Source organism: Nocardioides sp. T5 (assembly GCF_048161455.1).
In the GTDB taxonomy this organism is placed as follows: domain Bacteria; phylum Actinomycetota; class Actinomycetes; order Propionibacteriales; family Nocardioidaceae; genus Nocardioides.
The window spans coordinates 2,969,467-2,992,200 of the sequence record NZ_CP182415.1 but is presented as its reverse complement, the minus strand read 5'-3'; the positions used below and the strand labels follow the sequence as shown (position 1 = coordinate 2,992,200).

The window sequence follows — 22,734 nt, the reverse complement described above, 5'->3', positions numbered from 1 at the left end:
GAGGACACCAGCATGGCCACGACATTCACGGCCCCCACCGGTTCCGGTGCGCGGGTCCGCATTCAGAAGTTCGGCACGTTCCTCTCCAACATGATCATGCCCAACATCCCGGCACTGATCGCGTGGGGACTCCTCACCGCCCTGGTCATCGACGTCGGCTGGCTGCCCAACGCCGACCTGGCCACGATGGTCGGCCCGATCATCCACTACGCCCTGCCGATCCTCATCGCCGCAACAGGCGGCCGCATGGTCCATGGTGACCGCGGTGCGGTGGTCGGTGGCTTCGCGGTGATGGGTGCCATCGCCGGGTCGGACCTGCTGGTGGCGAACTTCAACGCCGACCTGCCCGCCGACGCCGCCCCGCTCGGCCAGGTGCACATGTTCATCGGCGCGATGATCCTCGGCCCCCTGTCGGCCTACGCGATCAAGCGGGTCGACGCGCTCTGGGACGGCAAGATCAAGGTCGGCTTCGAGATGCTCGTCAACATGTTCTCGGCCGGCATCGTGGCCTTCCTGATGGCGATCGTCGGGTTCTGGGTCGTCGCGCCCATCGTCAACGAGGTCATGGAGGTCCTCGGCAACGCGGTCGAGTGGCTCGTCGACAACAACTTGCTGCCGCTGACCTCGCTCGTCATCGAGCCGGCGAAGGTCTTCTTCCTCAACAACGCGATCAACCACGGCGTGCTCACGCCACTGGGTCTCGCCGAGGCCGCGGAGTCCGGCAAGTCCGTGCTGTTCCTGCTCGAGGCGAACCCCGGCCCGGGCCTCGGCCTGCTGCTCGCCTACACGTTCTTCGGCCGCGGTGTGCCGAGGGCGACCGCCCCGGGTGCCGCGATCATCCAGTTCTTCGGCGGCATCCACGAGATCTACTTCCCCTACGTGCTGATGAAGCCGCGCCTGATCCTCGCCATGGTCGCCGGCGGCATGACCGGTGTCGCGATCAACGTGGCCTTCGACGTGGGCCTCCGCGCACCGGCGGCCCCGGGCTCGATCTTCGCCGTCTACGCCCAGACGGCGAGGGGTGACTACCTTGGGGTCACCCTCGGCGTCTTCGGTGCCGCTGCCGTCACCCTCGTCGTGGCTGCGCTGCTGCTGAAGATGGACAAGAGCGAGGACGAGGGTGACCTGAGCGCCGCGACCGCCCAGATGGAGGCCAACAAGGGCAAGAAGTCGTCGGTCGCCAGCACCCTGACCGGTGGCGCGGCCGCCGCCGCCGCCGCCACGGCCACCGCCACCCGCGAGATCCGCAACATCGTCTTCGCCTGCGACGCAGGGATGGGGTCCTCGGCGATGGGAGCCTCGGTGCTCCGCAAGAAGATCCAGGACGCCGGGCACCCGGAGGTCACGGTCGTCAACAAGGCCATCGCCAACCTCGACGACAGCTACGACCTCGTGGTCAGCCACCAGGACCTCACCGACCGGGCACGCCAGAAGACACCGTCCGCCGAGCACGTCTCGGTCGACAACTTCATGGCCAGTCCCCGCTACGACGAGATCGTGGCGATGGTCCGCGACAACAACCCGACCTGACGCTCCGCGCCAGGTCCGACGGTCGAGCCCGGCCCTCCCCGCGGGGGCCGGGCCCGACCTCCGACCACGACCCGCCGCCGCGAGCGTGTGGTCTCATGAGTTCCACCCCACCGACTGAGCTCCACCCAACCGACACTGCGAGGAAGAGGGACGCCAGATGAGCGACGTACTGAGCAGGGAGGCCATCGTGCTCGGCGGCCAGGCCACGGACCGTGACGCAGCGATCACCGAGGCCGGACGGCTGCTGGTCGCGAGCGGCGCCGTCGACGAGGCCTACGTCGACGCCATGCACGAGCGGGAGACCTCGGTCTCCACGTTCATGGGCAACGGCCTGGCAATCCCGCACGGCACCAACGAGGCGAAGACGCTGATCCGCCACACCGCGATCTCGTTCGTGCGCTACGACGAGCCGATCGACTGGAAGGGCAGCCCGGCCCGCTACGTCGTCGGGATCGCCGGCGCGGGTGACGACCACCTGACCGTGCTGCAGGCGCTGGCCGGTGCCTTCACCGACGACGCCAGCATCGCTGCGCTCGATGCCGCCCAGACCCCCGACGACGTCCTCGCCGTGCTCGGCGACGTCAGCGCCTGACGTACGGCGCAGCACCTCAGCATCCCAGCGGGCCCGGTAACGGGTCCGAACGACCACTCCCGCCCCCGCCGATGGGGGCGGGAGTGGTCATTTCGGGCAGTTACCGGGAGGGGCGGTGCTCAGCAGGCGGTGACCGCGACCGGTACGCCGTTGAGCGCGGCGTTGCCCGACACGTCGAGCAGCTCGGGATCGGTGAGGTCGTTGACCGAGACGCCCCGCACCTCGCGGCTGCGTGACATCAGGACGCCGTCCGCCGCGTGTCCGTAGCCGTGGGGGAGGGACACCACGCCCGGCATCAGGTCGTCCGACGCGGCCACCTCGACCTCGACCGACCCGACGCGCGACGTCACGCGCACCCGGGAGCCGTCGGCGATGGCGCGCCGCGCGAGGTCGTCGGGGTTCATCAACAGCTGGTGGCGCGGCCGGCCGCGCGTCAGCCGCTCGGAGTTGTGCATCCACGAGTTGCAGTCGCGCTGGTGGCGACGCCCGATCAGCACGAGCTCGTCGTCACCTGTGGGAACGGGTACGGCGGCGAGCCTCGCGACGTCCGCCACCACGAGCGCGGGCGCCAGGTCCACGCGCTTGCTGCGCGCCGGGAGGCGGCCCGGCAGCTGGCCGCCCCGCAGGGGACCGAGGTCGATGCCGGCCGGTCGGGCCCGCAGCTTGGTGAGCGTCACCCCGCTCGACCCCCGGCGCAGCAGCTGCCCGATCAGGAAGGTCGGGCTGGCGGTCAGCCGGGCGCGCTGGACGAGCCGCTTCTTGAGCGGGGCCCTGCGCTCCAGACGAGCGGCCGTGCGGAGGGTGATCTCGCGGAAGATCTGCCAGTCGTGGCGCTGGTCGGCCTCCTTGTCGAACACGGCGGGGGTGAACCTTGCCGTGTTGCGCACGGCCAGCAGGTGGAAGACCAGGTCGTAGTGGTCGCGCTCGAGCGCGGTGGTCGGCGGCAGGATCACGTCGGCTTGCCGGGTGGTCTCGTTGACGTAGATGTCCACCGCCGCCATGAAGTCGAGGCCGCGCAGCGCGGCGTCGAGCCTCGCGCCGTCGGGTGTCGACAGGACCGGGTTGCCCGCCACCGTGAGCAGTGCACGCACCTGGCCCTCGCCGGGCGTCTCGATCTCCTCGCGCAGCGCCGCCACCGGCAGCTCGCCCGCGGTCTCCGGGAGCCCGCGGACCCGCGAGCGCCATGCGTCGTGGTGCCCGCGCCCGATGAGACCGGTGCCCACGGCGTCGATGGCCGGCGTGGTGAACATGGCCCCGCCGGGCCGGTCGAGGTTGCCGGTGATGACGTTGAGGCAGGTGACCGCCCACTGGCACACCGTGCCCCACGGGCCGGCGGACACCCCGATCCGGCTGTAGACGACGCCGGACTCGGCGGCCGCCAGCTCGCGCGCGAGCCGGCGGACCTCCGCGGCCGGCAGCCCGCTCATCGCCTCGGCGCGCTCGGGGGTGAAGTCGGCGACGAGCTCGACGACCGTGTCGAGCCCGTCGACGTACGACGGCACGGTGGGCACGATGTCGGGCGAGGTGTCGGGGGAGGTGTCGGGGGAGGCCTCGGTGGTCAGGACGTGCAGCATCGCGAGCAGCACCCACGCGTCGGTGCCCGGACGGACGAAGTGGTGCTCGTCGGCGACCTTCGCGGTCTCGGTGCGGCGCGGGTCGAGGACGACCATCCTGCCGCCGCGCGCCCGCAGGTCGCGCACCCGCTGCGGGAAGTCGGGGACCGTCATCAGGGAGCCGTTGGAGGCCATCGGGTTGCCACCGACCACCAGGAACCACGAGGTGCGATCGATGTCGGGGATCGGCAGGAAGAGCTGGTGGCCGAAGACGAGGTGGGCGACGAGCTGGTGGGGGAGCTGGTCGACCGAGGTGGCGGAGTAGCGGTTCCTGGTGCGGAACGACTTGAACATCGCGGTGCCGTGCGTCATCGACCCCAGGCTGTGGGCGTTGGGGTTGCCGAGGTAGACGCCGAGCGCGTCGTCACCGTGCTCGTTGATCACGCGAGAGAGGTGGCCGGCGACGAGGTCGAACGCCTCGTCCCAGTCGATCTCCTCCCACCGGGCGTCGGCGCCCTCGCCGACGCGGCGCACCGGTCGACGCAGCCGGTCGGGGTCGGCGTACACGTCGGCGATCGCGACCCCCTTGGGGCAGACGTGCCCGCGGGAGAGGGGATCGGCCTTGTTGCCGCGCACCCCGACGACCTCACGTCCCTCGATCGTGAGCTCGAGGCCGCAGATCGCCTCGCAGAGGTTGCAGACGCCGATGCGCTTCTCCATGCGAGCGATCGTCGCACGTCGCACCCCCCGCGGGGGGATGACATCGGACCGGCCAGGCGCCAGACTCTGCCCCGCCCGGTCCAGACCGCCTCGGTCGCCGGGCGGCATCCCCGACAGAACGGAGCACGACATGGGTTACGGAGGGCCGATCGGCCTCATCGTCATCGGACTGGTCCTGGCGCTCGCCTTCAACGAGCAGCAGGTGGGTCCCCTCGAGGTCATCACGTTGGGCTGGATCCTCGTCGTCGCCGGCGTGCTCTGGCTCGTGCTGACGATGGTCCAGCAGAACACCAAGCGGCGCCACACCACCACCGCCACCACGACCGACGCGCAGGGTCGCCAGGCCTCGACGCAGCGCACCAGCGAGTCCGACCCGCCGGCCCCGCCGGCCGTCTGAGCCGCTCGTAGGTCTCTCGTCGCGCGGCGCGGATTGGGCCCGTGGTCCAGCGTCTCGATATGATTCTGCGGTTGCCCAGCAGGGCGACGACGCCGTCACGACGGCCGCGGAACCAGAGTGCCCCGGTGAACAGGCCCGGGCGCGCCGCGCAACGAGAACCGAAGGAGCCCCCATGTCGATTGGTACCGACGCGGAGACCAAGAAGAAGATCATCGCCGAGTACGCCCTGACCGAGGGTGACACCGGTTCGCCCGAGGTCCAGATCGCGCTGCTCAGCCACCGTATCTCGCACCTCACCGAGCACCTCAAGACGCACAAGCACGACCACCACAGCCGTCGTGGACTGCTGCTCCTGGTCGGTCAGCGCCGTCGCCTGCTCAACTACCTCCAGAAGACGGAGATCGAGCGCTACCGCTCCATCGTCGAGCGCCTCGGCCTCCGCCGCTGAGCGACGCCATGGACGCGTCCTGACTGCGTTGTCGTCGCTCGACGACCGCTTCGCTCCCAGGTCGCCTTCGCTCCTCCGCCTTGCCAGGCCACGCCCCTGACGCCGCTCAGTCGGGCGCGGCCTGGCATATGGCTATCGTGAGCACATAACTTCATACACACCCAACAGGAGCGACCCGCCTCGTCGCCCGGTCCTCGGTAGTGGCCTTCAGATCCCAGCCCCCGGCTGGCAGATCTGCGGGCCTCGATCGAAGACCGGCCCCGCGGGACCTTCGATGGTCCACCACATGAGGGGTGGACGCCGCGGATCGCTCCGCGAAGAGAAAGCAGGATCCTGCTTCCATGAGTGAACCCATCATCTCTGCTGTCGAGACCGTCCTCGACAACGGCAAGTTCGGCCAGCGCACCGTCAAGTTCGAGACCGGCCTGCTGGCCCGTCAGGCTGCCGGCTCCGTCACGGCCTACCTCGACGACGAGACCATGCTGCTCTCGGCGACGACCGCGGGCAAGACGCCCAAGGACCACTTCGACTTCTTCCCCCTGACCATCGACGTCGAGGAGCGGATGTACGCCGTGGGCCAGATCCCCGGCTCCTTCTTCCGCTCCGAGGGTCGCCCGGGCGAGGACGCGATCCTCACCTGCCGCCTCATCGACCGCCCGCTGCGCCCGACCTTCAAGAAGGGTCTGCGCAACGAGGTCCAGGTCGTCATCACCGTCATGGCGCTCGACCCCGACCAGCCCTACGACGTGCTGGCCATCAACGCCGCGTCGCTGTCCACCCAGCTCTCGGGCCTGCCGTTCTCCGGTCCCGTCGGCGGCGTCCGCGTGGCGCTCATCGACGGCCAGTGGGTGGCCTTCCCGAGCCACTCGCAGCTCGAGTCGGCCGTCTTCGACATGGTCGTCGCCGGTCGCGTCACCGAGACCGGTGACGTCGCCATCATGATGGTCGAGGCCGAGGCTCCCGAGGAGACCATCGCCCTCATCCAGGGTGGCGCCAAGGCGCCCACCGAGGAGGTCGTGGCCAGCGGTCTCGACGCCGCGAAGCCCTTCATCAAGCAGCTCGTCGAGGCGCAGGCCCAGCTCGCCGCCGAGGCCGCCAAGCCGGTCCAGGACTTCCCGGTCTTCCTCGACTACGAGGACGACGTCTACGCCGCCGTCGAGGCCGCCGCGAAGGACGACCTGACCGCTGCCATGCAGATCGGCGACAAGCAGGAGCGCGAGTCGCGCACCGACGAGCTCAAGGTCGCCCTGCTCGAGAAGCTCGCCGACCAGTTCGAGGGTCGCGAGAAGGAGCTCGGCGCCGCGTTCCGCTCGGTCACCAAGAACGTCGTGCGCGAGCGCGTCCTGCGCGACAAGGTCCGCATCGACGGCCGCGGCCTCGCCGACATCCGTCCGCTGCACGCCGAGGTCGACGTGATCCCGCGCGTCCACGGCTCCGCGCTGTTCGAGCGCGGCGAGACCCAGATCCTGGGTGTCACCACCCTCGACATGCTCAAGATGGAGCAGCAGCTCGACACGCTGTCGCCGGAGAAGCACCGCCGCTACATGCACAAGTACGTCTTCCCGCCGTTCTCCACCGGCGAGACCGGCCGCGTGGGCTCGCCCAAGCGTCGCGAGGTCGGCCACGGCGCCCTGGCGCGCCGCGCGCTGCTCCCGGTCCTGCCCACCCGCGAGGAGTTCCCCTACGCGATCCGCCAGCTCTCCGAGGCCATGGGCTCCAACGGCTCCACCTCGATGGGCTCTGTCTGCGCCTCGACCCTGTCGCTGCTGCAGGCCGGTGTGCCGCTCAAGGCCTCCGTCGCCGGCATCGCGATGGGCCTCATCTCCGGTGAGATCGACGGCGAGACCCAGTACGTCGCGCTGACCGACATCCTCGGCGCCGAGGACGCCTTCGGCGACATGGACTTCAAGGTCGCCGGCACGCGCGAGTTCGTCACGGCCCTCCAGCTCGACACGAAGCTCGACGGCATCCCCGCCGAGGTCCTGGCCGCCGCGCTGACCCAGGCCCGCGACGCGCGCCTGGCGATCCTCGACGTGATGGCCGAGGCCATCGACGCGCCTGAGGAGATGTCGGTCCACGCGCCGCGCATCATCACCGTGCGCGTGCCCGTCGACAAGATCGGCGAGGTCATCGGGCCCAAGGGCAAGGTCATCAACCAGATCCAGGACGACACGGGCGCGACGCTGTCCATCGAGGACGACGGCACGGTCTACATCGGTGCGACCAACGGTGAGGCCGCCGAGGCTGCCAAGGCCGCGGTCAACGCGATCGCCAACCCGACGATGCCCGAGGTCGGCGAGCGCTACCTCGGCACCGTCGTGAAGACGACCAACTTCGGTGCCTTCGTCTCGCTGATGCCCGGCAAGGACGGCCTGCTGCACATCAGCAAGCTGCGTTCCCTGGCCGGCGGCAAGCGCGTCGAGGCCGTCGAGGACGTCCTGGCCGTGGGCCAGAAGGTCCAGGTCAAGATCGCCGAGATCGACGACCGCGGCAAGCTGTCGCTGGTTCCCGTCGTCGAGGAGGACGAGGCCGGCTCCGAGGAGTCCGCCGACGCCCCCGAGGCCACGGACGCCGAGTGACCTGACGCTCCTGCTCCATCCACGACCGGTCGGCCGTCAGGCCGGCCGGTCGTGGCGCTTCACCCCGTTCCACCCATGCTCCGCCCGGAAGGACCTTCGTGCAGAAGAACGGCACCACCCGCACCCTCCACACGGTGAAGGACGCCGACGGCGCCGTCACCTCACGCGTCCGACGTACGGTCCTGCCCAGCGGCCTGCGGGTCGTCACCGAGCAGATGGCAGGCACCCGGTCGGCGAGCATCGGCGTGTGGGTCGCGGTCGGCTCACGCGACGAGACGCCCGCGCTGCACGGCTGCTCGCACTTCCTCGAGCACCTGCTCTTCAAGGGCACCCCGGAGCGCACGGCGATGGACATCTCCGTGGCGCTCGACGCGGTCGGTGGGGAGTTCAACGCCTTCACCACCAAGGAGTACACCGTCTACCACGCGCGGGTCCTCGACGAGGACCTCGGCACCGCGGTCGACGTGCTCGGCGACATGGTGACCGCCTCGACGATCGCCGCGGCCGACGTGGAGGCCGAGCGCGACGTCATCCTCGACGAGATCGCGATGCACGACGACGACCCCGACGACGTGGTGCACAACCTGTTCGCGCAGCAGGCGTGGGGCGACACCCCGCTCGGTCGTCCGATCGCCGGCACCGAGGCCTCGATCACCGCGCTGACGCGGGCGCAGATCCACCGCTTCTACCTCCGCCACTACCGCCCCGACAACATGGTCGTGTCCGTCGCCGGCAACGTCGACCACGCGACCGTCGTACGACAGGTCCGCCAGGCCTTCGGTCGCGGCGGCTTCCTCGAGGGCGAGGCCGACCCGGCCCCGTCGGAGCAGTCCGAGCGCGCCCGCAAGGTGCACCCCGGCGAGACGCGCACCGTCCGTCCGCAGGAGCAGGTCAACCTCGTCCTCGGAGTCAAGGGGCTGACCCGCACCGACCCGCGCCGCTACACCCTCGGCGTGCTCAACACCGCCCTCGGCGGTGGCACCTCGTCGCGGATGTTCCAGGAGGTGCGCGAGCTGCGCGGCCTGGCCTACTCGGTCTACTCGTTCGCCACCCACCACGCCGACGCCGGCGTCGTGGGGGTCTCGGTCGGCTGCCTGCCGGGCAAGTACGACGCCGTGCTGGAGACCGTGCGCAACGAGCTCGCCAAGGTCGCGGCCGAGGGGCTGACCGACGAGGAGGTCGAGCGCGGGAAGGGCCAGCTCAAGGGTGGCCTCGTGCTCGGGCTCGAGGACTCCGGATCGCGGATGTCGCGCATCGGCAAGGTCGAGCTCGTCCACGACGAGCTGCTCACCATCGACGAGGTCGTCGCGCGCATCGAGGCCGTCACCACCGAGGACGTCGCCGCTCTCGCGCACGAGCTGTTCAGCCAGCCCGAGCTGCTTGCGGTGGTCGGCCCGGCCGCTGCTGGTTGACCCGTTCGCCGCTGGTTGAGCGTGCCTGCCGCTGGTTGAGCAGCGAGCGAAGCGAGCGTGTCGAAACCAAGGCCCGCTTGGGCTGGGGCTGCTTCTCGGCTCTCCGGGTTTCGACACGCTCGGTCGCGACCTCGTGCCTCGGCCGCGCTCGCTGCTCAACCACCGGTGCTTGGCGACGGTCGCGTGCCGCCTCGCGAGCTCGGCGGTGTGCGACCGTCACCTGCGCGCGATGATCCCGATGACCGGGGGAGCCTTCTGCTCCACGACGCTGACCCGGAAGCCGCCGCGCAGGAGGTTCTCGGAGGCCTTCTTCACGATGTTGGGCACCAGCTCGGGGCGTGCGGCCTCGTAGAAGAGGTAGACCGCGCCGCCGGGGACGACCCGCTCGTGGAGCAGGGCGACCTCGTCCTCGCAGGCGCGGACCCAGAACAGGTTGACGTTGAAGGCGAAGACCTTGTTGAGGCGCTTGACCGGGACGCGGAGGGTGGCCAGGTCGATCTGGCGTACGACGAGCCGGCCGGCGTCGACGTACTTCTGGTTGCGGCGCTTGGTGCGGTCCACGCCCGACTCGGACCGGTCGATCGCGAACAGCTTGCCGGTCTCGAGCCGGGCGCAGATCGCCTCCGCGCCGGCTCCGGGGCCGCAGCCGATCTCGAGGACCTGGTCGCCCGGCTGGACGTCCATGAGGTCGACGGCCCACTTGATGCGCGGCGGGATGGACGAGGCAGGCATGGGCCACAGCCTGCCAGACGCCTGTGCGCGAGTCAGCCACCGCCACTCACCGATACGCGCGGCCGATACGGTTGGCCGCGTGAGCACTGGAGACGAGGCACAGGTCCGGGTCGGCGTGCTGGGCGCGCGGGGCAAGGTCGGCTCGGAGGTCTGCCGGGCCGTCGAGGCGGCGCCCGACACCGAGCTGGTGGCCTCGGTCGACGCGGGTGACGACGTCGCGGAGCTCGCCCGGGCAGGTGCTGAGGTCGTCGTGGACTTCACCCACCCCGACGTCGTGATGGACAACCTGCGCTTCTGCATCGAGCACGGCATCCACGCCGTCGTCGGCACGACGGGCTTCGACCAGGCGCGGCTCGACCAGCTCGAGACCTGGCTCGCCGACGCGCCGGGGGTCGGGGTGCTCATCGCGCCCAACTTCTCCATCGGAGCGATCCTGATGATGCGCTTCGCCGCGCAGGCCGCCCCCTTCTTCGAGTCGGTCGAGGTCGTCGAGCTGCACCACCCCGACAAGGCCGACGCCCCCTCCGGCACCGCTCGGCGGACGGCCGAGATGATCGCCGCGGCCCGCCGCGAGGCCGGCAGCGCCCCCATGCCCGACGCGACGTCCACCGGGCTCGAGGGCGCTCGCGGCGCTGACGTCGAGGGCGTCCGCGTGCACGGGCTGCGGGTCCGCGGGCTGGTCGCGCACCAGGAGGTCGTGCTCGGCACGGCGGGGGAGACCCTGACCATCCGCCACGACTCGCTCGACCGGGTCTCCTTCACCCCCGGCGTGCTCACGGGCATCCGCGCCATCGGCGACCACCCGGGCCTCACCGTCGGGCTCGACGCCTTCCTCGACATCGGCTGAACGGCCCAGATCCGTACCTCGCGCCGTCTCGTTGCGCCAGGGTGGCGGCAGACCGCAGGTCTGGCGTCGGGACGGTTGCGATGTGCCGCCACCGTCGTTCGGCACCGTACGGAGGTGGCGGCCGATGACAGTTCTGGCGTCTCGCAGGGCACGATGTGCCGCCATCCACGGCGGCCGGCGTCAGACGAGGCGAGTCACAGCCGCCACGACCGACGCCCCCACGACCACGACCAGGAAGGGCATCCGCAGCAGCAGCGCCACCACGGCGAAGCCGAGGCCGAGGGCCCGCGCATCGAGTGTCAGCTCGGAGCCCGACGAGAACGTCTGCACGGCGACCAGGGCGGCGAGCAGCGCCACCGGGATGAGGTCGGCCACCCGCTCGACCGTGGGGTGCTCGAGCACCCGCTCGGGCAGCGACAGCCCGGCGAGCTTGAGCAGGTAGCAGCCGGCGCCGGCCAGCAGGACAGCGGTCCACATCAGCGGTGGCCCCCCGCGACGTCGTCGGGACCGGGGACCTCGGTCGGGTCCTGCCTCTTCCCGATGACCCCCACGAGCAGGGCCACGCCGCCCGCGGCCAGCACCGGCACGCCCGCAGCGGTGATCGGCACCATCGTCAGCGCCACCGCGGCGGCGAGCACCGCGACGAGGACGTTGCGCCGGTCGCGCAGCCGCGGCCAGAGCAGGGCCAGGAACGCGGCGCCGACGGCCGCGTCGAGGCCGAAGGTCCGGGGGTCACCCACGGCGTCCCCGGCGAGCGCCCCGATCGCGGTCGCGAGGTTCCACAGGACGAAGACCGAGACGCCGGTGGTGAGGAAGCCCAACCGGACGCCCTCCCTCGTGCCGCGGCTGACACCCATCGCGGTCGACTCGTCGATCAGCACGTGGGCGGCCGCCGCCCGCCGCCACCCGCGCCACTGCAGCAGCGGGGTCATCCGGAGGCCGTAGAGGGTGTTGCGGGTGCCGAGGAGCAGTGCCGTCGCCGCACCCGACAGGGGCGCGCCACCCGCGGCCACGACACCGACGAGCGCGAACTGGCTGGCCCCGGTGAACATCAGCAGGGACAGGACGCACGTCTGGGCGATGCTCAGGCCCGAGGCGACCGACACGGCTCCGAAGCCGAGCCCGTAGGCCCCGGTGGCCAGCCCCACGGCGAGGCTGTCGCGGACGATGGCGCTCCGCTCACCGGGGTCGAGGACGGCGTCGGACACGCCCCGAGGCTAGGTCATGCCACGGACGTTCCCGGTGGCGCGTCCTCAGTGCAGACGACGGCGTACGCGACCGGTCCTGCCCTGCCGCTGGTGGAAGTCGTGGACCAGCACGAACCCCGCCGCGATGCCGGCCGTGGCGCCGGCGACGAGCCCGACGCGGAGGTTGAGCGGGATCTCGGGAACGGCGACGAACCAGAGACCGATGCCGACGCAGACGACCAGCGCGACGATGACGAGCACGAACCTGTGTAGTGCGGGAAGCGGACCTAGCATCTGGACCCCCGTGGTCTGCCGGCGAGGTGGCCGGTCACTCCATGGTGACGCGCGTCACAGGAAAAGCAAGCGCCTCAGGGGTGGATTGCGGGATCGGTCGTCCGGGCCAGGGCCGGCCTCAGGCGATCGCGGTGTGGAGACGCACCTGCTTGACGGTGGTCGCGCCGGTGCCGTCGAGGTCGAGCTCGCGGTGGGCGGTGTCGGCTGCCCAGCCGGCGTCGGTCAGGAAGGTCCGGAGGGCGTCGTCGCCGGCGTTGACCCAGGTGACGGCACGGGTGAAGCGGTCGGCAGCGAGCGTGTCGACGGCCGCCTGGAGCAGTCGGGAGCCGTGTCCCTTGGCCCGCTCGGCGGGGTCGAGGGTCACCTCGGCGAGCTCGCCGTCGGCCACCGGGTCGCAGTCGGGGTCGGCGGCCGGCGAGGTCAGGGCGAAGCCCACCACGCGGTTGCGCTCGAGGGCGACGAGGACCCGGTTGCGGGCGTCGGCGGGCCGCGACATCGCCTCGCGCCACTGCGCGGCCACGGCGTCGACATCGGTCGGGAGGACCTCCTCCGGCAGCAGGCCGGCGTAGAGGCCGGGCCACGCGCGGACCTGGACGGCCGCGATCGCCGCGGCGTCGTCGGACCAGGCGACGCGTACGGACACGTCGGCGCTCGGGCCACCGCCTGCCGGCGGGTGCTGGTGCGACATCAGCGTGCGCTCATCGATAGGTCTCGGGGAGCTTCTCGCCGATCTTGACCTGCGCCTTGGGCAGACGCAGGAACTTCATCTGCAGCGAGCGCATGGCGGCGTAGAGCGTGGTGCCCTTGGTCGGCTCGTCGGGGAAGCGGCGAGCGAGCTCGCGGCGCAGGCGGAACCGCAGCATCACGATGTCGAACACGATCACGAGCAACGTGGTGAACAGGACGGTGTTGCCGAGCTGGACCATGCTGCTGTTGCCGGAGTAGCCGAGGATCATCGACACGATCAGCAGCGGGATCATCAGCTCGATGAAGGAGAAGCGCGAGTCGACGAAGTCGCGGATGAAGCGACGTACGGGACCGCGGTCACGGCTGGGCAGGTAGCGCTCGTCGCCGGTCTTCATCGCGTCGCGCATCTTGCGCGAGGTGTCGCCGCGTGCGGCTCGCTGCGCCGCGGCCTGCTCCTTGCGCGTGCGGGGCACCTTGGCGCGGGCGCGGGCGGCTGCCTCGGCCTCCTTGCGCGTGGGCGTGGGTCGACCCTTGCCACCCACCTTGTCGTCGGTGGTGGGGGTCTCCGGCTCGGAGTTGGTACGACGGAACACGCGTGCTGCCTTCACATGGCTACGAGAGGTACGGACGGGCGGATCTGGTGGTGGGGCCAGCCTATCGCCGCGACCCGCCGGGCGCGGCGTCGAGGGACGCCCAACCTCCGACTTGCCCTACCTCCCACTTGCCATTGGTCCTAGGGTGAGAACGTCACTCCAGTCGCATGCCCAAGAGAGGGTCTCCACCCCGATGAGTCTCATGAAGCGCATCAGCCTGATCTTCCGCTCCAAGGCCAACAAGGCCCTGGACAAGGCGGAGGACCCCCGCGAGACCCTCGACTACAGCTACCAGCGCCAGCTCGAGCTCCTGTCCAAGGTCCGTCGCGGCGTGGCCGACGTCGCCACGAGCCGCAAGCGCGTCGAGCTCCAGGTCAACCAGCTCGAGCAGCAGGCCGCCAAGCTGCAGGGCCAGGCCGAGAAGGCCATCGGCGCCGGTCGTGAGGACCTGGCCCGCGAGGCGCTGACCCGCAAGTCCGGTCTCGCCTCGCAGATCACCGCGCTCAAGGAGCAGCAGGCCACGCTCCAGGGCGAGGAGGAGAAGCTCGTCCTGGCGCAGCAGCGGCTGCAGGCCAAGGTCGAGGCTTTCCGCACCCGCAAGGAGACCATCAAGGCCACCTACACTGCGGCCGAGGCGCAGACGCGCATCGGCGAGGCGATGTCGGGCATCGGCGAGGAGATGGGCGACGTCGGCCTCGCCATCCAGCGTGCCGAGGACAAGACCGCCCAGATGCAGGCGCGCGGCCAGGCCATCGACGAGCTGATCGCCTCCGGCGCCCTCGACGACGCCTCGCAGCTCAACGCCGGCGACGACATCACGCGCGAGCTCGACGCCCTCAGCTCCGGGTCCGACGTGGAGGCCGAGCTGGCCCGCCTCAAGGCCGCCAGCACCCCCCAGGCCATCGAGTCCGGCGACGAGGGCGGCGACATCCTCGCGGCCGAGCCCGAGGCCGTACGCACCGAGGGCGAGGGCTCGGGCAGCGAGGGCGGACGGGCATGATCGTCCGCATCCTCGGCGAGGGTCAGTACGACCTCGACGACCACGCGCTCGACGCCCTCAACGGCCTGGACAACCAGATCGAGCAGGCCATCGAGTCCGGTGACGAGGACATGTTCCGCACCGCGCTGCACGGGCTGCTGTCCGCCGTGCGCGCGAGCGGGACCCACCACTCCCTCGACTCGCTCGACGAGTCCGACATGATCCTGCCGCCGCCCGACGCGACGATCGACGAGGTCCGCGAGCTCCTGGGCGACGACGGCCTCATCCCCGGCTGAGACGCCACGAGCGGTGGCCACCTCACGCTTCATCAAGGACTCCGGGCTGACCGCCCGGATGACCCTCACCATGTTCCTGCTCGGCGCGCTGTTCGTCGGGCTCGTGGTGACCGTCATGGCGTTCGTCAGGAGCCCCGGCGGCGCCGTGCTCGTCGCGGTCATCGCGATCGGCATGGCGTTCTGGCAGTGGTGGAGCTCCGACAAGGTCGCCATGCGCGCGATGCGTGCGCGCGAGGTGACGCCGGAGGAGGCGCCGGAGCTGCACGGCATGATCGACCGGCTCTGCGCGCTCGCCGACATGCCCAAGCCGCGAGTCGGCGTGTCCCAGCTCGACATGCCCAACGCCTTCGCCACCGGTCGCTCACCCGAGCGTGCCGTCGTGTGCGTGACGACCGGCATCCTGCAGACCCTCGACACCGAGGAGCTCGAGGCCGTGCTGGCCCACGAGCTCAGCCACGTCGCCCACCGCGACGTGCTCGTGATGACCGTCGCCTCCTCGGCCGGCATCGCCGCGGGGCTGCTGATGCGCTTCGCCCAGTTCGGCGGGATGAGCCGCTCGCGCAACAACAGCGCGCTGCCCGCCCTCCTGGTGGCGGTCGTCGTCAGCATCGTCGTCTACGCCGTCAGCTTCGTGCTGCTGCGCCTGCTCTCGCGCTACCGCGAGATGAGCGCCGACCGGGCCGGTGCCTACCTCACGCTCAAGCCCGGTGCGCTGGCCAGCGCCCTGCAGAAGATCAGCGGAGAGGGCGCCGCGACCCCGCAGCGCGACCTGCGCGCCAGCAGCGCAGCAGGCGCCGCGAGCGCGCTGTGCATCGTCCCCGCGCTCCACGGCGGGCTGGGCGGCCTGATGGCGACGCACCCACCGCTGCAGCAGCGGCTCGAGCAGCTGGCACGCATCCAGGCCGAGCTCAGCCGGCCGACCGGCTGAGGGCGAGGCGACATGGGACTGTGGGAGGCGATGCGTGGTCGGACGCAGCCCAAGCGCAACAACCTCGACGCGTTGTTCCACGTGCCGAGCGCGGCGATCACGCTGCAGACCGCACTGGGCTTCGAGCCCACCGGCACCGGGTCCGTGTGCTACCGCTCGGCCGCCGGCGCCGCCTTCGCGCAGACCCAGGCCGACGTGCTCGCGTTGATCCGTGACGACGCCGAGGCGCCGGACGTCGAGGTCACCCAGGACGACTTCGGCTTCACCTGGCTCGTCGTCGAGGGCGACAAGGGCGACATGCCCGGCCTGTGCACCGACCTCCACGCCGTCAACACCACCCTCGAGCTCAACGGCTTCGAGTCGGGGCTGCTGTGCTCGCTGGTGCCGTTCGCCAACGCGTCCGGCCAGCGGTTCGGCCTCACCTACCTCTACAAGCAGGGCACGTTCTACCCGTTCGCCCCCACCGGGGAGCAGACGCGTGACACGCTGCTCGAGCTGTCCGTGCGTGACCTGCTGGGAGAGGAGCTGCCGATGGAGCCCGACCTGCAGAGGTGGCTGGCGGTGTGGAAGGCCCCCGGCCTGTGAACCCCGGCGAGACCCGCGACCGCTCGCTGGCGGCGTACGACGTCCTCGACGGCAGGCCGCGCCGGGAGCTCGACTCCCTCGTGCAGCTCGCCGCCCAGGTGGCCGGCGTGCCCTTCGCCGCGGTCAACCTGCTGAGCTCCCACTCGCAGCACCAGGTCGCGACGGCCGGTTTCGAGGGCACGGAGTCACCGATCGACCACTCGATGTGCCGGCTGGTGGTGGAGGCCGGCATGCCGATCATGCTCGAGGACGCCGGTGAGGACGTGCGGTTCGCCGAGAACCCGTGGACGACCGGCGAGATCGCCGAGGTGAAGTACTACGGCTCCCACCCGCTCACCACGCCGGCGGGTGTCACGATCGGCACGCTCTGCGTCTTCGACGACCGCAGCCACGAGGTGACCCCTCAGGCCGCACGAGGCCTGGCCCAGCTGGCCGACCGCGTGGTCGACGTCCTCGAGCTCGAGCTCGCCTCGCGCCGGCTCAGCGAGGCCAACGCCCGGCTCAGCACCTCGAACCAGCGCCTGGCCCAGTTCGCCGGGCAGGTCAGCCACGACCTCAAGAACCCCCTCACGTCGATCTCCCTGTCGCTCGAGACGCTCGAGCTCGACGTGGAAGAGCCCGACCAGCTCGACACGCTGGCCCGTGCCCGCCGCGGGGTGGACCGGATGACCGACCTGATCAACAACCTGCTCGAGTTCGCGCAGCAGGGCGAGGCACCCGGTGAGGACGTCGTGAACCTCGCCGTGGAGCTGCGATCGGCGCTCGACGACCTCGCCGGGCGGATCTCCCGGGAGCAGGTGGACGTCGGAGACATGCCCCTCGTGCGCGGCGACGGCGTCCAGCTGCGGTCGGTGCTGATGAACCTCATCGACAACGCAGCCAAGTTTGCCGTGCCCGGCGAGCAGCCCGAGGTCGAGGTGGACTCGGTGCCGATCGACGGCCACCACCGGATCGAGGTGCGCGACCGTGGCCGCGGGATCCCGGAGGACAAGCGCGAGCGGGTCTTCGCGCCGCTCGCCCGCCTCGACAAGACCGTCGATGGCTCTGGCATCGGGCTGGCGACCTGTCGCCGCATCGTCGAGGCCCACGGGGGTCGGATGGGGGTCGAGGGCCGCGAGGGCGGCGGGTCCGTGTTCTGGTTCGAGCTGCCCCGCGCCGACTCCTGAGCGGGTCCAGGCGCTCGCCGGACTCCGGCGGATCCCCTCCGGCCCGGCTCTGGGGCCGCGACGGCGCCCTGCGCGTACTCGTGGGGGAAGTCCGCCGCCACCGGTAGGGAGCCCACCGGATCCCGGTGTGTCTCGAGCCTTCCCCGGACCTCAGTGCAGCCGGGCGTGCTTCATCTGCCGGGAGGAGTAGACGGTGCCGACCACGGTCCCCTCGAGCCACGCAGTGAGCCGGTGCGCCTCGTGCTCGAGCGCGGCGAGCCCGTCGGGCTCGACGTCCTCGAGCAGCGACAGCCTGACGACGCCCTCCTCGTCCTGGACCCAGCAACCGACGATACGCCCGTCCCACCACGCGGTGGTGCCGGCGTTCCCGTTGGTGTCGAAGAGGTGGGGGACGTGCGCCGGGTCGAGGTAGAAGCCGCGCGACTTCCAGCCCATCACGGTGGGGTCGAGCGTCGGCAGCAGCGCCGCCCACGGCTCCACCGGGCCGACATCGGTGTCGTGGGGGTGGACCCAGCCCGTCGATCCGTCGTCGAGGTCGACCTCGACGGCGCCGAGGTCCGCCAGGGCCCGGGTGACGGCGGTCTTCGTCGAGCCCAGCCACCACTGGATGTCGGCCGCGGTGCCGGGCCCGAAGGTGGTCAGCCACCCACGGACGAGCGCGGCGTAACCGGCGGCTTCGTCGAGCGGAGGTTCCACGACTCCCAGCCAGTCCTCGGCGGTCGTCCACGTCGGCTTGTTCAGCCGCCAGTGCCCGGCGTTGCGCCCGCGCAGCACCTTCCCCTCGAGCCCGAGGTGGGTGAGCACCCACGGGGCCACCGGCACCGGGCGGTCGTACGGCTTGTCCGTGGTCCCGCCGACCGTCCCGGCCAGCTCCGGGAGCTCGGTGCGGAGCTCTGCTGCGGTCGCCGGCCCCGCTGCCAGGCGTACGAGCGTGGCCTCGCGGGCGGCGTCCAGCCAGGCGTCCCCGTCGGGTGCGATGCCTGCCCCGACGATCGCCTTGGCGATGCGCTTGCGCTCCGACGCCGCGACGCGCGCCGAGGCGCTGCCCCATGCGGCGGCCAGCTGGTCACGCGGGAACACGAAGAGGGTCCGGCGCATCGCGAGCTGCTTGACCACCGACCGGGCGTCGTACAGCTCGGAGTCGACGTCCTCGGGCGTGATGCCCTCGGCGCGCGCGGCGACCGCGAGGTGGACGGTGGCCGCCTCGGTCGCGTGCAGGACCGTCATCGCGCGGGTCACCGCGTCGACGCCGGCCAGCCGGTGGGCCGGCGCCAGCGCGTGGCGTACGGCGATGCGGCTGCGGCGCTCGGAGTCGCTGATCCGCCGCCGCGCCATCGTCGTCGCGCCCGGTCGCTCAGTCGCGGTGCGACTTGCCGGGCAGGTCGAGCATCCGCTGGAGCGCCACCAGTGCGTCGGCCTCGGTCTCCGGGTCGACGCTGATCCGGTTGACGACGTTGTCGGCGACGAGGTTCTCCAGGGCCCAGACGAGGTGGGGGAGGTCGATGCGGTTCATCGTCGAGCAGTAGCAGACGTTGCGGTCGAGGAAGACGATCGTCTTGTCGGGGTGGGCGTCGGCGAGGCGCTTGACCAGGTTGAGCTCCGTGCCGATGGCCCAGACCGTGCCGGGCTCGGCGGCCTCGATGGTCTTGATGATGAACTCGGTGGAGCCGACGAGGTCGGCCTTGAGCACGACCTCGTGCTTGCACTCGGGGTGGACCAGGATGTTGATGCCGGGGTGCTTGGCGCGGAGCTCGTCGACGACGTCCTCGGAGAAGCGGCCGTGCACCGAGCAGTGGCCCTTCCACAGGATCATGCGGGCCTTCTGGACCTCTTCGGCGCTCAGGCCGCCACCGGGCTGCAGCGGGTCCCAGACGACACACTCGTCGAGGCCGATGCCCATCTGGAGCACCGCGGTGTTGCGGCCGAGGTGCTGGTCGGGGAGGAAGAGCACCTTGGCGTCGCTCTTCTGCGCGAAGGCCCAGTCGAGCGCGACGTCGGCGTTGGACGAGGTGCAGACCACGCCGCCGTTGCGCCCGCAGAACGCCTTGATGTCGGCACTGGAGTTCATGTAGGTCACCGGGACGACGGAGTCCTGGATGCCGGCGTCGGCCATGGCGTCCCACGCGTCCTCGACCTGGCGCAGCCGTGCCATGTCGGCCATCGAGCAACCCGCGGCGAGGTCGGGGAGGACCACCTGCTGGCTCGGCGAGGTGAGGATGTCGGCCGACTCGGCCATGAAGTGGACGCCGCAGAAGACGATGAACTCTGCGTCGGGGCGAGCCGCTGCGTCGCGGGCGAGCTTGAACGAGTCGCCGGTGACGTCCGCGAACTGGATGACCTCGTCGCGCTGGTAGTGGTGGCCGAGCACGAAGACCCGCTCGCCCAGGGCCGCCTTGGCCGCCCGGGCCCGAGCGACCAGGTCGGGGTCGGACGCCGCCGGCAGGTCGCCGGGGCACTCGACGCCGCGCTCGGCGTCGAGGTCGCGGCCCTTGCCGAGGGGGAGGAGCGGCAGGTCGACGAGGCTCATGATGCGATCCTAGAGCGGACCCTCGACGAGGTGGGCGCACCAGCCCCCTGCGGGTGCCATGCTTCGGCCATGGTGCGACGTGGTGAGGTCCTGGCTCTGGTCCAAGCGGGTGGGCAGGGCTCGCGGATGGACGTCCTGACCCGCGAGCGGGCCAAGCCCGACCTGCCCTTCGGTGGGGTCCACCGGCTCATCGACTTCGCGCTCTCGGGGCTGGTGCACGCCGACCTGGTCGACGTGTGGGTCTCGCTGGAGTACCAGGTCACCTCGATCGACGACTACCTGTCGGGAGGTCGCCCCTGGAGCCTGGACCGCAACCGCGGCGGCTTCCGGCGCATCGTCCCGCAGACCGGCACCGGTCCGGCGACCGAGAGCGGCTTCGCCTACGGCAACGGTGACCTGCTGCTGCGGATCTCCGCCGACATCGAGGCCTTCGGTGCGCGCACGCTCGCGGTCTGCAGCGCCGACCACGTCTTCAACATGGACCTCGGGCCGGTCGTCGAGGAGCACGTGGCTGCGGGGCGGGTCGCGACCGTCCTGACGAGCGAGGTCACCAAGAAGGACGCCTCGGACAACGTCGTCGTCCTCGCGGGACGCGACGGCACCGTCACGGGTGTGGAGCACAAGCCGTCGCGGCCGTCGTCGGGCACGGTGGCGACCGAGATCTTCCTCTACGACACCGAGGTCCTGCTCGAGACGTTGCGCGACCTGCGGCGCGAGCTGTCGGGCGACGCCGAGGACGGCGACAGCGGCATCGGCGACTTCGGCGAGCACCTCCTTCCGCGACTGGTGGAGACCGGGAGGACGGCGGCGGTCCCGCTGACCGGCTACTGGCGCGACGTCGGCCAGCCGGGGCTCTACCTCCAGTCCCACCGCGACCTGCTCGCCGGGCGCGTCGACGTGTTCGACCACCCCGGCCGCCCGGTCATCTCGCACTGGCCGGACCGGCCCGCCGCGCGGGTGCGCGCCTCGGCGGAGTGCCGCGACTCGCTGCTGTCACCGGGCGCCGACGTCGCCGGCCTCGTCGTGGGCAGCGTCCTGGGCCCCGGCGTCGTGGTGGAGAAGGGCGCGGAGGTCCACGACAGCGTCGTGATGGAGGACTGCGTCATCCGAGCGGGATCCGTGGTGCGCACGAGCGTGCTCGACGAGCGCTGCGAGGTGCTCGGCAAGGCCCGCGTGGGCGAGGAGCCGTCGCGTCGGCTCGGTCACGACGACGACCTCGTGCTCGTCGGCCGCGACTCGACTGTGTCGGGCACGGTGGCTGCCGGCGCGCGTCTCGAACCGGGCTCGACGACCTGATCGACGACCTGATCCACGACCTGGTCGACGGGCTGCCGGCGGTGACCCGCTGACGCTAGAGCAGCGAGCCGTGGTGCAGGTAGGGCGCCGGCGGCTTCATCTGGCGCACGCACAGGTAGCCGTCGGTGTAGATCGCCATCCGCGCGGCCAGCCCCACGTCGAGCGCCCACGCGTTGGCTGCGGTGATGTGGCGGACCTGGAGCTGCGAGCCGGGCGCCGAGGAGGCCAGCGCCTCCCACATCAGCCCCGACGCCGTACGCCGGTTGGTGGCGGCGACCAGCACGGGAACGCCGTCGTCGTCGACGTAGGCGTAGCCCGACCCGGTCGAGTGGTCGGTGACGACGAGCCGGAACTGCGCGAGCAGCAGCTCGTGGTCACCGAGGTGCGCCGCACCGCGCGTGCGCCGGTCGACGGAGTCCATCAGGTCCACGTCGCCGGCCGAGCCCTCGCGGACCCGGTCCACGACCGGGATGGCACTGCGGTCGACCACCCCGGTGAGCATCATCTGCGGGTGCAGGTCGAAGCCCGCGAGCCGGTAGCGGCGTACGGCGCCGGGGTCGGCGCTGGCGGCGAACATGCCGCGCAGGCACCCCCGCCCGTGTTGCATCGCCGCTGCCATCAGCTCGGTGCCGACGCCGCGACCCTGGTGCTCGGGGCGCACGGCGAACGAGGCGAGGATCCACATCAGCTCGCGCACCCGTGACACCGCACCGCCGACGACCTCGCCGTCCACCTCGGCGACCCAGCAGCCCCCGGGGTCGGTGACCAGCGCCCGCCCGGTCCGCCGGATCCAGTGGCCGTTGCGTTCGGCGGGACGTCGTACGGGGTCGGGCCAGGCGCGCTGGTGGGTGCGCGTGTCGACCTCGTGGTAGGAGGTCGCGGTGATCTCGGCGAAGGCCTCGAGGTCCTCCTCGCGCATGGGCCGGACGACCGGCGCGGTCACGACACGTGAGAGGCGTAGCGCTGGAGGAGGTCACCCCAGTGCAGGAACTTCTCACGCAGCTCCTCGGTGCCGGCGGGCCAGCCGCTGTGCACGAGCCGCACCCGGGAGCCCTCGGGAGCCTCGGTGAAGCGGACGTCGAGCACGGTCGCCTCGTCCTCGGGGTGCCAGAGCCAGAACTCCTGCGTGTACTCGCCGATCGGGTCCCACTGCATCACCCGGCCCCAGACGTGCTGCTCGTCGCCGTGCACGGACGCGACGGGACCGTTGGGGTCGATCGCGATGCCGGTGAAGGTGGGCGGATCAGGGGTGAGCAGGGGGTCCCACCACTCGCCCATCTGGGCTGTGAAGCCGACGAAGGCCTCGGTCGGGGTCGCCGGGACCGTGATCTCGGCGACGATGGGGTCCAAGCTCATGCGACCAGCATGCCCGACGCACCCCGTGGA

The 22,734-nt window shown here is 71.3% G+C and carries 24 protein-coding genes; 13 read left to right on the top strand and 11 right to left on the bottom strand.

The features are described 5' to 3' along the window. The first annotated feature begins 12 nt into the window (after positions 1-12). Positions 13-1,530, top strand: a complete 1,518-nt coding sequence (locus ACNKF0_RS14615; RefSeq protein ID WP_416953233.1) for a PTS mannitol transporter subunit IICB — start codon at positions 13-15, stop codon at positions 1,528-1,530. Between the two features lie 157 nt (positions 1,531-1,687). After that, complete coding sequence (locus ACNKF0_RS14610; protein ID WP_299924128.1) at positions 1,688-2,122, top strand: PTS sugar transporter subunit IIA; 435 nt, start codon at positions 1,688-1,690, stop codon at positions 2,120-2,122. 119 nt (positions 2,123-2,241) lie between these two features. On the opposite strand, the gene ACNKF0_RS14605 is transcribed toward ACNKF0_RS14610, so the two are convergent. Continuing rightward, positions 2,242-4,395: a molybdopterin-dependent oxidoreductase gene (locus tag ACNKF0_RS14605; protein ID WP_416953231.1), complete on the bottom strand. Its 2,154-nt coding sequence runs from the start codon at positions 4,393-4,395 to the stop codon at positions 2,242-2,244. 130 nt (positions 4,396-4,525) lie between these two features. On the opposite strand from ACNKF0_RS14605, the gene ACNKF0_RS14600 reads away from it, so the two are divergent. From ACNKF0_RS14600 to ACNKF0_RS14585, 4 genes are all read left to right on the top strand, one after another. After that, positions 4,526-4,792: a DUF6458 family protein gene (locus ACNKF0_RS14600; RefSeq protein WP_299924122.1), complete on the top strand. Its 267-nt coding sequence runs from the start codon at positions 4,526-4,528 to the stop codon at positions 4,790-4,792. A 172-nt stretch (positions 4,793-4,964) separates the two neighbouring features. Continuing rightward, positions 4,965-5,240, top strand: a complete 276-nt coding sequence (rpsO, locus tag ACNKF0_RS14595; RefSeq protein WP_056906479.1) for a 30S ribosomal protein S15 — start codon at positions 4,965-4,967, stop codon at positions 5,238-5,240. A gap of 341 nt (positions 5,241-5,581) precedes the next feature. Continuing rightward, positions 5,582-7,819 carry a polyribonucleotide nucleotidyltransferase gene (locus ACNKF0_RS14590; RefSeq protein WP_416953228.1) on the top strand — a complete coding sequence of 746 codons (2,238 nt, stop codon included), beginning with the start codon at positions 5,582-5,584 and terminating at the stop codon, positions 7,817-7,819. 98 nt (positions 7,820-7,917) lie between these two features. Next, positions 7,918-9,231, top strand: coding sequence for a M16 family metallopeptidase (locus ACNKF0_RS14585; protein WP_416953226.1), 1,314 nt, complete (start codon positions 7,918-7,920; stop codon positions 9,229-9,231). A gap of 216 nt (positions 9,232-9,447) precedes the next feature. Here the strand turns inward: ACNKF0_RS14585 and ACNKF0_RS14580 are convergent, their stop codons facing one another. Further along, positions 9,448-9,963, bottom strand: a complete 516-nt coding sequence (locus tag ACNKF0_RS14580) for a class I SAM-dependent methyltransferase (RefSeq protein WP_299924105.1) — start codon at positions 9,961-9,963, stop codon at positions 9,448-9,450. 79 nt (positions 9,964-10,042) lie between these two features. Here ACNKF0_RS14580 and dapB point away from each other — a divergent pair, with 79 nt between their 5' ends. Next, a complete protein-coding gene (gene dapB / locus ACNKF0_RS14575) occupies positions 10,043-10,810 on the top strand; it encodes a 4-hydroxy-tetrahydrodipicolinate reductase (protein WP_416953223.1) in 768 nt (255 codons plus the stop codon). A gap of 180 nt (positions 10,811-10,990) precedes the next feature. Here the strand turns inward: dapB and ACNKF0_RS14570 are convergent, their stop codons facing one another. The 5 genes from ACNKF0_RS14570 to ACNKF0_RS14550 all read right to left on the bottom strand — a co-directional run bounded on the left by ACNKF0_RS14570 (position 10,991) and on the right by ACNKF0_RS14550 (position 13,571). Continuing rightward, positions 10,991-11,287: an AzlD domain-containing protein gene (locus ACNKF0_RS14570; protein WP_416953221.1), complete on the bottom strand. Its 297-nt coding sequence runs from the start codon at positions 11,285-11,287 to the stop codon at positions 10,991-10,993. Further along, positions 11,287-12,018 carry an AzlC family ABC transporter permease gene (locus tag ACNKF0_RS14565; RefSeq protein WP_416953219.1) on the bottom strand — a complete coding sequence of 244 codons (732 nt, stop codon included), beginning with the start codon at positions 12,016-12,018 and terminating at the stop codon, positions 11,287-11,289. The genes ACNKF0_RS14570 and ACNKF0_RS14565 overlap by 1 nt, the downstream gene beginning before the upstream one ends. A 45-nt stretch (positions 12,019-12,063) precedes the next feature. Then, positions 12,064-12,258, bottom strand: a complete 195-nt coding sequence (locus ACNKF0_RS14560) for a hypothetical protein (protein WP_416953217.1) — start codon at positions 12,256-12,258, stop codon at positions 12,064-12,066. Between the two features lie 151 nt (positions 12,259-12,409). Then, positions 12,410-12,979: a GNAT family N-acetyltransferase gene (locus ACNKF0_RS14555; protein ID WP_416953215.1), complete on the bottom strand. Its 570-nt coding sequence runs from the start codon at positions 12,977-12,979 to the stop codon at positions 12,410-12,412. Positions 12,980-12,989: 10 nt separating this feature from the next. Further along, positions 12,990-13,571, bottom strand: a complete 582-nt coding sequence (locus ACNKF0_RS14550) for a DUF3043 domain-containing protein (RefSeq protein WP_416953213.1) — start codon at positions 13,569-13,571, stop codon at positions 12,990-12,992. Between the two features lie 193 nt (positions 13,572-13,764). Between ACNKF0_RS14550 and ACNKF0_RS14545 the strand changes: the two genes are divergently transcribed. Genes ACNKF0_RS14545 through ACNKF0_RS14525 form a run of 5 tightly spaced genes read left to right on the top strand, consistent with a single transcriptional unit; the run spans position 13,765 to position 17,525 of the window. After that, entirely contained in the window at positions 13,765-14,571 is an 807-nt protein-coding gene (locus ACNKF0_RS14545) for a PspA/IM30 family protein (protein ID WP_416953211.1), read from the top strand. Then, positions 14,568-14,846: a PspA-associated protein PspAA gene (gene pspAA / locus ACNKF0_RS14540; protein WP_299924085.1), complete on the top strand. Its 279-nt coding sequence runs from the start codon at positions 14,568-14,570 to the stop codon at positions 14,844-14,846. The genes ACNKF0_RS14545 and pspAA overlap by 4 nt, the downstream gene beginning before the upstream one ends. 13 nt (positions 14,847-14,859) lie before the next feature. Beyond that, positions 14,860-15,774 (top strand): zinc metalloprotease HtpX, encoded by a 915-nt coding sequence (gene htpX / locus ACNKF0_RS14535; protein WP_299924082.1) that lies wholly within the window; start codon positions 14,860-14,862, stop codon positions 15,772-15,774. Positions 15,775-15,786: 12 nt separating this feature from the next. Beyond that, entirely contained in the window at positions 15,787-16,359 is a 573-nt protein-coding gene (gene pspAB / locus ACNKF0_RS14530) for a PspA-associated protein PspAB (RefSeq protein WP_299924080.1), read from the top strand. Beyond that, positions 16,356-17,525 carry a sensor histidine kinase gene (locus ACNKF0_RS14525; protein WP_416953208.1) on the top strand — a complete coding sequence of 390 codons (1,170 nt, stop codon included), beginning with the start codon at positions 16,356-16,358 and terminating at the stop codon, positions 17,523-17,525. Before pspAB ends, ACNKF0_RS14525 begins: the two co-directional genes overlap by 4 nt. 150 nt (positions 17,526-17,675) lie before the next feature. On the opposite strand, the gene ACNKF0_RS14520 is transcribed toward ACNKF0_RS14525, so the two are convergent. Beyond that, entirely contained in the window at positions 17,676-18,860 is a 1,185-nt protein-coding gene (locus tag ACNKF0_RS14520) for a winged helix DNA-binding domain-containing protein (RefSeq protein ID WP_416953206.1), read from the bottom strand. Positions 18,861-18,879: 19 nt separating this feature from the next. Then, positions 18,880-20,052 (bottom strand): quinolinate synthase NadA, encoded by a 1,173-nt coding sequence (nadA, locus tag ACNKF0_RS14515; protein WP_416953204.1) that lies wholly within the window; start codon positions 20,050-20,052, stop codon positions 18,880-18,882. A gap of 126 nt (positions 20,053-20,178) precedes the next feature. Here nadA and ACNKF0_RS14510 point away from each other — a divergent pair, with 126 nt between their 5' ends. Next, positions 20,179-21,348: a glucose-1-phosphate adenylyltransferase family protein gene (locus tag ACNKF0_RS14510; protein ID WP_416953201.1), complete on the top strand. Its 1,170-nt coding sequence runs from the start codon at positions 20,179-20,181 to the stop codon at positions 21,346-21,348. 55 nt (positions 21,349-21,403) lie between these two features. Here ACNKF0_RS14510 and ACNKF0_RS14505 read toward each other — a convergent pair whose 3' ends face one another. After that, the gene (locus ACNKF0_RS14505; RefSeq protein WP_416953199.1) at positions 21,404-22,291 is read right to left on the bottom strand and encodes a GNAT family N-acetyltransferase; all 888 of its coding nucleotides are present in this window, start codon (positions 22,289-22,291) and stop codon (positions 21,404-21,406) included. Next, positions 22,288-22,704: an SRPBCC domain-containing protein gene (locus tag ACNKF0_RS14500; protein WP_416953197.1), complete on the bottom strand. Its 417-nt coding sequence runs from the start codon at positions 22,702-22,704 to the stop codon at positions 22,288-22,290. Before ACNKF0_RS14500 ends, ACNKF0_RS14505 begins: the two co-directional genes overlap by 4 nt. Positions 22,705-22,734 lie beyond the last annotated feature (30 nt).